8 protein-coding genes and 1 pseudogene are annotated in these 13495 nt (G+C 61.9%); 7 read left to right on the top strand and 2 right to left on the bottom strand.

Features of this window, described 5'->3' with window-relative positions:
• The first annotated feature begins 60 nt into the window (after positions 1 to 60).
• Genes DWU99_RS16605 through DWU99_RS16615 form a run of 3 tightly spaced genes read left to right on the top strand, consistent with a single transcriptional unit; the run spans position 61 to position 5000 of the window.
• Positions 61 to 1560, top strand: coding sequence for an ArnT family glycosyltransferase (locus tag DWU99_RS16605; RefSeq protein WP_115479179.1), 1500 nt, complete (start codon positions 61 to 63; stop codon positions 1558 to 1560).
• Between the two features lie 41 nt (positions 1561 to 1601).
• Positions 1602 to 3509, top strand: a complete 1908-nt coding sequence (gene asnB, locus DWU99_RS16610) for an asparagine synthase (glutamine-hydrolyzing) (RefSeq protein ID WP_115479180.1) — start codon at positions 1602 to 1604, stop codon at positions 3507 to 3509.
• Positions 3510 to 3536: 27 nt separating this feature from the next.
• Positions 3537 to 5000, top strand: a complete 1464-nt coding sequence (locus tag DWU99_RS16615; protein ID WP_199535830.1) for a multicopper oxidase family protein — start codon at positions 3537 to 3539, stop codon at positions 4998 to 5000.
• 88 nt (positions 5001 to 5088) lie between these two features.
• Here DWU99_RS16615 and DWU99_RS16620 read toward each other — a convergent pair whose 3' ends face one another.
• Positions 5089 to 5475, bottom strand: coding sequence for a hypothetical protein (locus DWU99_RS16620; RefSeq protein WP_115479216.1), 387 nt, complete (start codon positions 5473 to 5475; stop codon positions 5089 to 5091).
• A 194-nt stretch (positions 5476 to 5669) separates the two neighbouring features.
• On the opposite strand from DWU99_RS16620, the gene DWU99_RS16625 reads away from it, so the two are divergent.
• Complete coding sequence (locus tag DWU99_RS16625) at positions 5670 to 6380, top strand: DUF899 family protein (RefSeq protein ID WP_115479182.1); 711 nt, start codon at positions 5670 to 5672, stop codon at positions 6378 to 6380.
• A gap of 56 nt (positions 6381 to 6436) precedes the next feature.
• Here DWU99_RS16625 and DWU99_RS16630 read toward each other — a convergent pair whose 3' ends face one another.
• Complete coding sequence (locus tag DWU99_RS16630; protein ID WP_115479183.1) at positions 6437 to 7183, bottom strand: dienelactone hydrolase family protein; 747 nt, start codon at positions 7181 to 7183, stop codon at positions 6437 to 6439.
• A gap of 302 nt (positions 7184 to 7485) precedes the next feature.
• Between DWU99_RS16630 and DWU99_RS16635 the strand changes: the two genes are divergently transcribed.
• The 3 genes and pseudogenes from DWU99_RS16635 to DWU99_RS16645 all read left to right on the top strand — a co-directional run bounded on the left by DWU99_RS16635 (position 7486) and on the right by DWU99_RS16645 (position 13042).
• Positions 7486 to 10161 carry a beta-mannosidase gene (locus DWU99_RS16635; protein WP_425476825.1) on the top strand — a complete coding sequence of 892 codons (2676 nt, stop codon included), beginning with the start codon at positions 7486 to 7488 and terminating at the stop codon, positions 10159 to 10161.
• Positions 10162 to 10361: 200 nt separating this feature from the next.
• Positions 10362 to 11807 carry a glycoside hydrolase family 125 protein gene (locus DWU99_RS16640; protein WP_115479184.1) on the top strand — a complete coding sequence of 482 codons (1446 nt, stop codon included), beginning with the start codon at positions 10362 to 10364 and terminating at the stop codon, positions 11805 to 11807.
• A gap of 237 nt (positions 11808 to 12044) precedes the next feature.
• Positions 12045 to 13042 (top strand): annotated as a pseudogene (locus DWU99_RS16645) (IS3 family transposase).
• Positions 13043 to 13495: the final 453 nt, after the last annotated feature.

Raw genomic sequence — 13495 nt, forward strand, 5'->3', positions numbered from 1 at the left:
TGTCGGCGGGCCCGCACGGCGCGGGCCCTTTTGAAAACCCAGCGTCCCAGGAAAATTCGCGTGTCATCACCTTCCCATGCCCCGGCGGCACGATGGTCACTGCTGTGGTTGCTCGCCCTGGGCCTGCTTCTGGGCTTTGCGTTCCAGGGTACGCGCGGCCTGTATAGCCCTGACGAGGGGCGCTATGTCGACGCGGCGCTGGAAATGCTCGATTCGGGCAACTACCTCGCGCCGGCGTATAGCCCCGATGAAGTGAATTTCTCCAAGCCGCCCACCACGTACTGGTTCATCGCGGCGTCGTTCAAGTTGTTCGGCCGCAACACCTGGGCGGCACGCGTTCCCTACGGGTTGGCTTTCCTGGCCACGCTGCTGCTGATTTACGGCATGGGGAAACGGCTGGTTCCCGATAAACCGTGGCTGCCCGCCCTTATCTACGCCTGCTCGATCTTCCCGTTCATGTCGAGCAACATCATCAGCACCGATGTCTTCCTGGCGCTGTGCGAGGCGGTGGCGATGCTCGGCTTCGTAGGCGCCGCGTTCGGCGACGACGAAGGCCGGCGCAAGCGCAATGTGTTGCTGATGTGGATCGGCTGGGGACTGGCCTTTCTCACCAAGGGACCGCCCGGCCTGATGCCGCTGCTGGCGGTGATTCCGTTCATCGCCAGCCGCGACGGCTGGCGGGGCCTGCGCCGGTTCTTTCCGCTGGCCGGCATTGTGCTGTTCCTGGCGATCGGCCTGTCCTGGTATCTGGTGGTGATCCTGCGCTACCAGGGCCTGCTGCAGTATTTCCTGCAGCAGGAGGTGTACAACCGGCTGTTCACCGGCGCGCACCATCGGCACGCGGGCTTCTTCGGCTGGATCGTCGTGTACGTGCCCACGCTGGTGCTGGGCATCGTTCCGTGGTGGCCGGGTCTGGTTCGCGGCATACGTTGCGCGTTGTCAGAAGGTACGTGGAAGACGTGGAAAAACACGCATTCGGCCGAGCTTTTCCTGCTGATGTGGTTCGTCATCCCGTTGGTGGTGTTCTGCCTGGTGCAGTCGCGCCTGCCGCTCTACGTGCTGCCGCTGTTCATACCGCTATCGCTGCTGCTGGCGCTTGAAATACGCGAGCGCGTCGACTTGGGCAAGGTTCGGCAGCGCGTGTGGCTGGGTGCGTGGATCGTCTTGCTGCTGGCGGTGAAAGGCGTCGCCGCGTTCGCATGGCATCCCCCGGTCGACAATCGCGATGCCGCGCGAGAACTGGCTACGTTCATGCCGCCCGAACACTATCGCGCGCTGGTATTCGTCGAGGACACCGATCAGAGCTACACGATCGAAGAGGCCACGCCATGGGGCGTTCGCCTGTACCTGGATAAACCGGTCTACGGCATCCCGTGGCGCGCGCCCCAAGCGGCGGCGGGGATATGTCATGCTTTGCGTACAGCGGGTTCCACGCTGGTGATCGTGGATGCTGACTTCAAGCCCGAGGATCTCAAGCCGGCCTTGGCACTCTGCCCTCCCAGTCGGGTGACCCCGCTCGGGGCGTGGCGCGGCCAGGCGGTCGAATGGATCCAGATGTGATCCTGGCGCCATCCACCTAATCCGGAAGACGTGTACTCAAGATGTGCGGTATTTGCGGCTTATTGAATCGGGATGCCATGCATCCGGTTCCGCACCTGGCGCAGAAGACCAGGACGATGCTCGCGGCGATGACCCATCGGGGCCCGCATGGCGATGCCTTCGTCACGCGTCCCCATCTGGCCATCGCCACCAATCGCCTGGCCATACGCGGCGTGGACCAGCATCAGCCGCCGCTGATCGAACATGAGTCCGGCATCGTCGTCGCCTGCAACGGCGAGATCGACAACCATCGCGAACTGCGCCGCGAGTTGGCCGAAGCCGGGCATGCCATCACGCTGACCACCGATGTGGCGGTCATCGCCCCGCTCTATCTGGAAAAAGGCCTGGCGTTTCTCGAACACCTGCAGGGCGTGTTTGCGCTTGCCTTGTGGGATCCGCGCCATCAGCGGTTGATTCTCGCCCGCGATCGCGGCGGCGAACGGCATCTTTATTACACCGCATCCGACAACGACGTCTGCTTCGCGTCGGAACTGGCATCGCTGTTGAACGTGCGCGACACGCCTGCGCAGGTCGACAAGGCGGGCGTCGCGCGCTACCTGCGCTCCGGCTATTGCCCGTCGCCGCAAAGTCCGCTGAAGGACATCCACAAAGTCGCGCCGGGCGAGATGATCATCGTCGAACCCACGGGCATACAGCATCGGCGCTACTGGAACATGCCGGCCGGCAACCCGCCGGCCCCGATGCCGAGCACGCAGGATTTCGACAAGGTGTTCCGCGCGGCGGTCGCGCGACAAAGCGACATCGACGTCGACTACGGCGTATTGCTCAGCGGCGGCATCGATTCGGCGCTGATGACATCCGTCGCGCGCAGCATCCGTCCCGAAAAGAAACTCACCGCGTATTGCATCCGCTTTGCGGAAGCATCGTTCGACGAAGGCCAATACGCGGCGGAACTGGCGCAGCATCTGGGTTGCGATTTCGTGCCCGTCACGGTTTCCGCCGAGGATTTTCCCGGCATGCTGCGCGAACTGGTCCATGCCACGGGCGAGCCGCTGGCCGATCCCGCATGGATTCCGCTGTCGCTGGTGACGCAGCGCGCGTCGAAGGATGTGCGCGTCCTGCTTGCCGGCGAAGGCGCGGACGAACTGTTTGGCGGCTATCCCACCTACTTGGGCGCGCAATGGGCCAGCCGCTATGCGCGGCTGCCGAAACCGGTGAAGGCGCTCAGCGAAAAACTGATCGAAGCGTTCCCCACCAGCGACAAGAAAGTCACGCTTTCGTTTTTGCTGAAGCGATTCATTCGCGGGCAGGAACTCGACGGCCTGGCGCGTCATATTTTGTGGACCGCCAGCATTTCGCCCGACTGGTTGCGCCGCCTGGGCATCGAGCCCCCGATCGACGACACGCGCCACGAGCCCTCGGCGCTGCTCGACACCATCCAGCGCTACGACTTCGATCATTCGCTGCCGGACGCACTGATGGCCAAGGCCGATCGCGGCGGCATGCTGCACGGCGTGGAGATTCGTGCGCCCTTCCTGGATCAGTCGGTGATCGAATTCGCCGCACGTTTGCCGGCGCAGGCACGCGTGCGCGGCTTGACCACCAAGGTGTTCCTGAAACGTTACGCGCTCGAATATGTGCCCGAATCGGTGGTGACGCGCCGCAAGCGCGGCCTGTCCGTGCCGCTGGCGTCGTGGTTGCGCGGACCGTTGCGGGAATGGGCCGAGTCGCGCCTGTCGCACAAACTGCTTGGCGAAGCGGGCATCAACACACATGCCGCGCTCGAACTCTTTACGGAACATCAGGCGCGCACCAGCGATCATGCCAGAGCGATCTGGACGCTGATCGTGCTGAGCGAATGGCTGCAATGGCTCGACCAGCACACCGGCGTGTCGGCGCAGCCTGTGCCGGTTCGCGCTGTCGCGGATATGGTTCAGCCCACGAGTTAAACCGCACGCACATCGAGAGGGATAGTGATGTCCCTGGATCGTCGTGAGTTTCTGAAGTGGAGTGGAGTGGCCGCGCTGGGCGCGGCCGCTGCGCCGCTCTTGCGCGCCGCACCTGCCGACTCGACGATCCGTGCGGATTACACGCTGCGCATCGCACGAAGCCTGGTTGAACTTGCGCCCGATCACATCGTCTCGACAACGACCTATAACGGGCAATGTCCCGGCCCCTTGCTGCGCCTGAAGGAAGGCCGGCGCGTGGTGGTCGACGTGTACAACGACGCCGACGTTCCCGAGCAATTGCATTGGCACGGCCAATTTCAGCCGGTCGACGTCGACGGTTCGGCGGAAGAAGGCACGCCCTTCATTCCCGCGAAGGGCATGCGACGGTTGCAACTGACGCCGGGGCCGGCGGGTTTTCGTTTTTATCACTCGCATGTAGTGGCACGCAGCGATCTGTCGCTCGGCCAGTACAGCGGACTCGTGGGCCCCGTCTACATCGAACCGCGGCACGAGCCGGGAAGCTACGACCAGGAAGTGTTCCTTACCTTGAAGGAATTCGATCCGTTCTTCAGCCAGGGCGGCGACATGGCGATGAATTTTCTGTCGCCGGACCATCGCGACCCATCGCTGCAGCAGCGCGGCGAGCATGCCATGAAAGCGTCGCTCGCGCGTGGCATGCCGCACGGTTACGAAGTCGGATACCAGACGTTCGCGATCAACGGACGCATGCTCGGTCACGGCGAGCCCGTTCGGGTCAAACCGGGCGAGCGCGTGCTGTTTCACATACTCAATGGCAGCGCGACGGAAATCCGCAGCCTTGCTCTTCCCGGTCATACCTTCAAAGTGGTCGCGCTGGACGGCAATCCCGTGCCGCACCCGGTCGAAGTGCCGGTGTTGTGGCTGGGCACCGCCGAACGCATCAGCGCCATCGTCGAGATGCAACATCCCGGCGCGTGGATCATGGGCGATCTGGACGATGACGATCGCGGGCACGGCATGGGCATCGTCGTCGAATACGCCGGACACGGCGGCAAGCCGCAATGGATCGCGCCCGCAGCGTTTGCCTGGGATTATCGGCGCTTTGGGACGCCGAATGCCCGCGTAGCGACCCCGCACGAAATCATCGAGATGACGTTCGCCAAGCAGAACGCGGCCGATCACGGTTTCAATCGATGGACGATCAACGACGTCGCCTTCGACATGACATCGATGAAGCCGATGTTTCGCCTGCAGCATGGCATGCGTTATCGACTGCGCATGCACAATGCCAGCGACGACATCCATCCCATGCATCTGCATCGGCACAGCTTCGAGATCACGCGCATCGCGGGCCAGCCCACCGCCGGCGTCGTCAAGGACGTGGCGATGCTGGGCGGGTATCAGTCGATGGACGTCGACTTCACCGCCGATCAACCCGGACTTTCGCTATTCCATTGCCATATGCAGCTGCACATGGATTTTGGCTTCATGGCGTTGTTCGATTGCGCGTAGCAGCAGGTTCCGTCACGTTCAAAAGACAAAACGGAACGAGGGCCCAATGGGCCCTCGCTCGCGTGCCGCTATCGCATGACGGTGAACGTCAGTGCACGACGTTTCCGTGCCCATCGCGATATTCATTGCCACGGAATCCGCCACCGGGATGCGGGTCGCCATGTTCGCCATGATGCGGAAATGGACCGCGATAGCCGCCGCGCGCGTCGTAGCGGTTATCGACGTGGCCGCGAAAATGCTCAGGTCCGCGATACCAGGGGCCCGCGCCAATGAATACGCCGCTAACGAACCACTCCGGCCCGTAATAACCGTACGGCGCGCAATCGTAAGGCGGATAGTCGAAGTAACCGTATGGGCAGGCAGGCGCCGCACCGATATTCACGCCGACCGAAACCTGCGCGTGCGCGCGGGGAGATGCGACTGTGAAGGCCAGGGCGGCGATCGCCGTTGCAGCAACGCTTGAGAAGATTTTCATACGATAACCCTCGTGCAAGGTGGCTCCATCGTCTGCCGCGCGACCTGAAATGCCGATAACTGGCGGCATATCGGTTTAACTCCGGTTTGGGCGATCTTTTCACGGCGGCTTTGTCGATTTGCGTCGCTTTCGTTCGTCGGTGAGTTGTGAAGCGCTTCGCGCCTTTACTTGTACGAACCAAACGGAGACCTACCATGACCGATCATCGGACGCTTATCCCAGCCGCTGAAATGGTGAAACGCAACGGCGCGAGCTTTCCGAATGAAAGCGATACCTATCGGCGTGCGCGCAACGCCCTGCTTGCCGAAGAGATCGAATTGCGCGGCCATATCGAGCGGGTCGCCGAACAACGACGCGCGCTTCCACCCGGCGGCGAAGTGACGGGCGATTACCGCTTCATCGGCGAGAACGGCCCTTCGGATTTCGCCGGCCTGTTCGGCGACAAGCAGACGCTGGTCGTCTACAGCTACATGTTCGGTCCGCAACGCGAACGTCCCTGCCCGATGTGCACGTCGCTGCTCAATGCCTGGGACGGCGTGGCACGCGATATCGAACAGCACGTCGCACTGGCGATCGTTGCGCGCTCGCCCATCGGTCGCCTGGTCGCTTTCAAGAAGGAACGGGGTTGGCGTCATCTCAAGCTGTATACCGATGCCAACGAACAGTTCACTCGCGATTATCACGGCATCGCGCCGGACGGCAGCGATATTCCGGGGCTCAATGTGTTCACCCGGCGCGACGGCAGCGTTCATCACTTCTGGAGTGGCGAAATGGGCCCGGAGACATCGGACCCGGGACAGGACCCGCGCGGCGCACCCGACCTCATGCCGATCTGGACGGTCTTCGACGCGACGCCCGAGGGTCGCGCCAGTCATTGGTACCCGAAGCTCGACTACGCCGATTGATCGCTACGTTCTGACCGAAAGCTCCGAATGGCTGCGCACCCTTCGGAGCGACGACATCAGCGCGCCAGCGTTTCGCTGAAAAGCGCGGACAATGCCTGCCAGTGACGTTCCGCGGCCTGCGCGTTGAATGCCGGATGATCCGGCACGGCGTAGCCGTGCATGGCACCCGCGTAAATTTCCACGCGATGATTCACACCCGCGTCGGCCAGCGCTTTTTCGAGCGCGGCCATCTGTTCGCTCGTGAAGTGCGCATCCTGATCGGCACCGCCCACATAGACGCGGCCGGTCATACCTTTCAGGAATCGATGCGGACTATCCGGCTGCTCCGTGGCAAGACCGCCCGCATGGAACGAACCGGTGGCAGCGAATCGATCCGGATAAGCGCCCGCCACCGTCAGCGCCACATTGCCGCCCATGCAATAGCCCGTGGTGCCCAGGCGTTGGCCCGTCACTTCCGGCCGCTTCAAAAGAAAGTCGATGAAAGCGCCGGCATCGGCGATCTTGCGCTCGCGATCGAGACTGCCAATGCGTTGCATCAGCACTTCCTTCGCCTTGGGATCGGCAAAAACCTGCGCAGGCACCATCGGCTCGTAGCTGCCGCCGCGATAGTAGAGATCGGGCAGCAGCACGGTGTAGCCGAGATCCGCCAGGCGTTGTCCCATCTCCCACATCGTCGGGCGAACGCCCAGGCCATCCATGAAGAAGATCACGCCGGGCCAGGAACCGGTCTTGCCGGCGGGCGTGAAGAGCGCGGCCGGACACTGGCCGTCGCGGGTCTGGATGGTGACGTCGATGCGGGACATGCGGGTGGGCTCCGAAGCGGATCGTTGAAACGTCCATTATAGATATATGAGGAAGTCCTCATACAATCGAACGATGGCGCCCACGCGAACGGACAGGGTGAAGCGCAGCGATGAGAGCATCACCTGCCTATTGCGCTGCGGCATGCGCAGCCCTCGCCCGAACTGTTAGTGTCGCCTTGATATGGATCGATCTAAATAGGTGATATTTTGACGATCCGGCATCACGGAACCGGGGATGCGGCGATGGCTCTCGCGATGCCACGGCGCGGTCGGGAATGATCCAGCAAGGGCGACTCAACAACATGATCGACACCCACCACTCGACCAGGTCGAGCACGAAGTGGCGCGCAGCAAAGGTCGGCTTCTGCTTTGCGCTGTCATGCCTTGCGATGCATGCAGTCTCGGCGCAGACCGCCACGCAGGACCTGGACAGCGGCTGGCGCTTTCGTCTCGCCGAAGGCGACAGCCAGGCCAGGACGCATGGCGATGCGGCGCGCTGGCATGCCGCCACCGTACCCGGCATGGTGCAGAGCGATCTGTTGACGGCCAAGCTGCTGCCCGATCCCTACTTCCGCGACAACGAAGCGAAAGTGCAGTGGGTCGGCCTTTGCGACTGGCAATACCAGACGCATTTCACCGTCGACAAGGCTACGCTCGATCGCGCGCACGTGGAGCTGGTGTTCGATGGTCTGGACACATTCGCCGACGTGTATCTCAACGGCACCAAGCTGATGGCGTCGGACAACATGTTCCGTCGCTGGCGCATTCCGGTGAAAGGCGCACTGCACGCGGGCAGCAACCTGCTGGAAGTGCGCCTGTATTCGCCCATCAAGCGGCTGCAGCCGTGGCTGCTCAAACAACCTTATGCGCTGCCGGGCGAATTCGATTCCGCCTTCGGCGACGAGCCCAAGGGCAAACAGACGGCCAATTACCTGCGCAAAGCCAATTACCAGTACGGCTGGGATTGGGGCCCGCGCATCGTCACGGAAGGGATCTGGCAGAAGGTTCATCTCGACAGCTGGAACGGTCCGCGCGTCGATGATTTCCATGTCGACCAGAAATATGTGTCGCGCGAAGCCGCGCAGGTCGAAGCGCAATTCGACATCCAGACCGATGCGAGCAAGGTGCTGCACGTCAACGTCGATGCCATCGGGCCGGATGGCCAATCGGCGGCGCATGTCGAGCGCGATGTCACCGTCGATCCCGGCGACAACCAGGTCAGCCTGCCCTTGCGCATCGCCGATCCGAAGCGCTGGTATCCCGCCGGTTACGGCGCGCAGGACATGTATACCTTCAAGGCCGATATTCGCGATGCGAACGGCGACATCTATCAGGCGCAGCACGCCACCGGCCTGCGCACGATCGAGCTGCGCCGCGAGCACGATGCATGGGGTCGCGGTTTCGCCTTCGTGATCAACGGCATCCCCGTGTTCGCCAAGGGCGCGGACATGATTCCGTTCGACAGCATTCCCACCCGCACGACCGATGCGCAGATGCGGCGCATCCTGCAGTCGGCACGCGATGCCAACATGAATATGGTGCGCATCTGGGGCGGCGGTTACTACCTGCCCGACCAGTTCTACGAGATGGCCGATCGCCTGGGCATCATGATCTGGCACGACTTCATGTTCGGCGGCGCGATTCCGCCCAACGACGAAGCCTACGTCGACAACACGCGGCAGGAAGCCATCGAGCAGGTAAAACGACTGCGCGACCATCCCAGCATCGTGCTGTGGGTCGGCAACAACGAGGTGCAAACCGGCTGGGATAGCTGGTCGGATCGTCTGGCGCTGAAGGCGTCGATATCTCCGGACGAACGCGAACGCATCGTCATCGGCATGGTGAATCTTTTCGGCAATACCTTGCGCAATGTCGTCACGCGCTACGACCCCACCGTGCCTTACTGGGCCAGTTCGCCAAGCACCGACTACGACGGTCCCGCCAACGTGCTCAACGACGGCGACTATCACTATTGGAACGTATGGTCCGGCGAAGCCAAGCCTGTGACGGAGTACCTCAACGTGACGCCGCGCTTCCAGTCGGAGTACGGCCTGCAGTCGTTCCCCGATATGCGCACCATCCGCGCATTCGCCGAGCCTGGCGATTTGCAGCCCGAATCGCCCGTCATGCGCGCGCACCAGAAATTCGACAGCGGCAACGGCAACAAACGCTTGATGCTCTACATCACACGCAGCTTCGGCGAGCCGAAGGACTTTGCCTCCTTCGTCTACCTGAGCCAGGTGATGCAGGCGCAAGGCATCCAGCTCGCTGCCGAGCACCTGCGCGCCTCGCGCCCGCAGTCGATGGGCTCGCTGTACTGGCAGCTCAACGACGTGTGGCCCGGTGCGTCGTGGGCCAGCGTGGATTATTTCGGTCGCTGGAAAGCATTGCAGTTCCATGCGCGGCGCTTCTACGCACCGATGCTGATCGCTGCGCTGCGAAACGACGGTACGACCACGGTGTCGCTGGTCTCCGACAGCACGACGCCGGCGAGCATGCATTGGCGCATGCGCACGATGGACTTCTCGGGCAAAGTGCTCGGCGAGCACAGCGAAGCCGCCCATCTACCTGCGTTGAGCAGCACCAAGGTCGCTACATACACCGACGCCGAGCTGCTCAAAGGCGCCGATCCGCATGCCACGTTCGCCGTATTCGAGATGCTGGATGGCGACAAGGTCGTGTCGCAGAACCTGGTGTTCTTCGATGAAGCCAAACAACTTCAGCTGCCGTCGCCGCATATCGATGCAAAGCTCGAAGCGAGCTCGGACGGTTACACCCTGACCTTGACCACCGACAAGCTTGCGCGCGACGTGTGGGTGTCGTTCGGCGATCTCGATGCCGATGTGTCGGACAATGCGTTCGATATGTTGCCCGGGCAAACGGTTACGCTGACCGTGCATGGCAAGCCGGCGCTGGACGCACTTCGCCACGCTCTAAAAGTTCAGAACTTGGCGGACGTCATGCAAAAAGCCCAATAACCCCCCACTCCCTCACCGTCATTCCGGCGAAGGCCGGAATCCAGTTTTAATACGTCGTGCGAAGCACTCTAAATAGACTTAAATCAATTTAGTGCCCTACGGACGCATATTAAGACTGGATTCCGGCCTTCGCCGAGGCGCTTCAAAACAGCGAAGCTGGTCAATGACGGAACATCGAGTTTCAAGGAAGCCCCTTACCCATGCCCACACGTCGCGACTTCCTCAAGCTGCTAGGCACCGCCGCCACATCGGCCGCAGCCGGCGGCCTTTTGCCCGGCGTGTCCCTGGCACAATCCTCGTCGCCTTTCATCAGCAAACGGCCGCCCGTCAACAAACGCAAATTCGTAAGCGCCGCGGTCGAACGGCAGCTCGCGTCGGTGAAGTCCGCCATCGGCGATCCCAAACTCGCATGGATGTTCGAGAACTGCTACCCGAACACGCTCGACACCACGGTCGAACTCGGCACCCTGGACGGCAAGCCCGATACCTTCGTCATCACCGGCGACATCGATGCGATGTGGCTGCGCGACTCGTCCGCGCAGGTAGTCCCCTATCTGCCGCTCGCCAAGGGCGATGCGTCGCTGCAGCGCCTGTTCCGCGGACTGATTCATCGACAGGCACGCTGCATACGCATCGACCCTTACGCCAACTCGTTCATGCCCGACCCGCATGCACAGCCACTGATCTGGGCACGCCACGACGACACCGACATGAAGCCGGGCGTTGGCGAGCGCAAATGGGAAATCGATTCGCTGTGCTATCCGATTCGCCTGGCGCACGGCTACTGGGCGGCAACCGGCGACACTGTCCCCTTTGACGACGACTGGCGCGCGGCGATGCACCTCGTGCTGAAAACCTTTCGCGAGCAGCAGCGCAAGCACGATCATGGGCCCTACCACTACCAGCGCACATCGCCCAACCCGACCGAAACGCAATCCCTCTCCGGTTACGGCAATCCGACGCGGCCCAACGGAATGATCCATTCCATGTTCCGTCCTTCGGACGACGCCTGCGTGTATCCGCTTTCGGTGCCGTCCAACCTGTTCGCCGTGCTGAGCCTGCGCCAGTTGGCGAGGATGAGCCGCGCCATTCATCGCGATCTTGCGTTTGCGTCGGATTGCGAAGCATTGGCCGACGAAGTGGAGCAAGCCGTGCATCGCGACGGCCGCATGCGCGACGCGGACGGCCGCGAGTATTGGGCCTACGAAATCGACGGCTTCGGCAATCAGCTATTCATGGACGATGCGAACGTACCTAGCCTGCTGGGTCTTCCCTATCTCGGCTGCTGCGATCGCAACGATCCGACCTACCGGCACACGCGCGATCTGGTGTGGAGCCACCGCAACCCGTATTTCTTCCAGGGCAAGGCGGCGGAAGGCATCGGCGGCCCGCATGAAGGGCCGCGCATGATCTGGCCCATGTCGATCATGATGTACGCGCAGACGACCGACGACCCCGCACAAATTCGCCAATGCCTGACCTGGCTGCGCGACACGGACGCAGGAACCGGCTTCATGCACGAATCCTTCGATCAGGACGATCCCGCGAAGTTCACTAGAAGCTGGTTCGCGTGGGCCAACACCCTGTTCGGCGAACTCATCGTCGATGTGCGAGGGAAACATTCGGAGCTGCTGAAAGGTAGTTAATGCTAAATAGCTACCTCGCCTCCTTTGCTCCATCACGAACATAGTGATCTGGCGAGCATAAATCGCTCTGATCTTTCTATTTGTTCGCATGGTCCGCGTAGGCATTCGCCGACGTCCCCCCAATTTTGAGTAGCGCGACGATTTGGAGTCCAATCCCCCAACCGAAGGAGATTGGACGTGAAAAAGCGTTTTTCGGAAGAACAGATCATCGGCTTCCTGCGTGAGGCGGATGCTGGCATGCCGGTCAAGGAGCTATGCCGCAAGCACGGCTTCAGCGAGGCCTCGTACTACCTGTGGCGCAGCAAGTTCGGCGGCATGAGTGTGCCGGACGCCAAGCGCCTGAAGGAGCTGGAGACGGAGAACACGCGGCTGAAAAAGCTGCTGGCCGAGCAGATGCTTGAGAACGAGGTCATCCGGGACGTTCTGCGAAAAAAGCCGTAGGCGCACCGGCCCGGCGTGAGTGGGTGCGTCAGATGATCGACAAAGGACTGAGCGAGCGGCGATCGTTAGCCATTGTGGGCATGAGCGCCAGCGCATATCGCTACCAGGCACAACCCGACCGCAACGTGGCGTTGCGCCAGCGGATTGTGGCCCTGGCACAACGACACAAGCGTTATGGCGTGGGAATGATCCACCTGAAGCTCCGACAGGAAGGTGAGCCGGTGAACTACAAGCGCGTGGAGCGGTTGTATCAAGAGGAAAGGTTGCAGGTGCGTCGACGCAAGCGAAAGAAGGTGCCTGTGGCCGAACGACAACCATTGTTCCGCCCGACGGCACCCAACGACGTCTGGTCGATGGACTTCGTGTTCGATCGCACGGCCGATGGGCGCGTCATCAAGTGCCTGACGATCGTCGATGATGCCACGCACGAGGCGGTGGTGATCGAGGTTGAACGTGCGATCTCTGGCATCGGCGTGACGCGCGTGATGGATCGCCTTGCGCTCTCTCGCGGCTTACCGAAGGTCATTCGCAGCGACAACGGGAAAGAGTTCTGTGGGAGAGCGATGATCGCCTGGGCGCACGAGCGCGGTGTGCAACTGCGCCTGATCGAGCCAGGCAAGCCGAACCAGAACGCCTACATCGAGTCGTTCGACGGGCGCTTCCGCGACGAATGCCTCAACGAGCACTGGTTCCCGAGTTTGTTGCACGCCCGTACCGAGATCGAAATGTGGCGCCGCGAATACAACGAAGAACGACCAAAGAAAGCACTGGGCGGCCTGACGCCCGCGGACTAAGCAAAGCAGTTAAAGTGACAACGGGCTCCAAAGCATCCCGCTACTCAAGGCGGGGGGACGTCGTCGCCAACACATCCAATCATGCAGACCCGACAGATCGCACGACGCACTTCATGCGAAGGTGCGTTAGTCGGGCGTGCCCATCCGCAGAGATGACAGCGACACGCCCGACATGATGTGAAGTAGCGCGGATCGCCCGAGTGACAGCTCAGACGATCCGCTGGCCACCACCAACTGATAGGAAGTCAATGATGGTTACGTTCGATCATACGGCACCCGCACGCCCTCGTGCCCCCGCAGCGGTGCATTTCCACTACTTCACCGCCGCGCCATCGGCGCGACGTCGAGCCACAGTGGGCAATCGTCAAAACGGAAGCAGCTGATTCCGACAAAACGAGCAGGATTTTTCCTGCAGCCCTTCACGCCGCGCGCAATACGCGGCGTGACCCTAAG

The sequence above is a fragment of the Dyella psychrodurans genome (genome assembly GCF_003363265.1).
Taxonomy (GTDB): Bacteria; Pseudomonadota; Gammaproteobacteria; order Xanthomonadales; family Rhodanobacteraceae; genus Dyella_B; species Dyella_B psychrodurans.

Coding starts and splice junctions, on each gene's coding strand:
- DWU99_RS16640 (WP_115479184.1), top strand. CDS start 10,362: ATGCCCACACGTCGCGACTTCCTCAAGCTGCTAGGCACCGCCGCCACA.
- DWU99_RS16630 (WP_115479183.1), bottom strand. CDS start 7,183: ATGTCCCGCATCGACGTCACCATCCAGACCCGCGACGGCCAGTGTCCG.
- DWU99_RS16635 (WP_425476825.1), top strand. CDS start 7,486: ATGATCGACACCCACCACTCGACCAGGTCGAGCACGAAGTGGCGCGCA.
- DWU99_RS16625 (WP_115479182.1), top strand. CDS start 5,670: ATGACCGATCATCGGACGCTTATCCCAGCCGCTGAAATGGTGAAACGC.
- DWU99_RS16615 (WP_199535830.1), top strand. CDS start 3,537: ATGTCCCTGGATCGTCGTGAGTTTCTGAAGTGGAGTGGAGTGGCCGCG.
- asnB (WP_115479180.1), top strand. CDS start 1,602: ATGTGCGGTATTTGCGGCTTATTGAATCGGGATGCCATGCATCCGGTT.
- DWU99_RS16620 (WP_115479216.1), bottom strand. CDS start 5,475: ATGAAAATCTTCTCAAGCGTTGCTGCAACGGCGATCGCCGCCCTGGCC.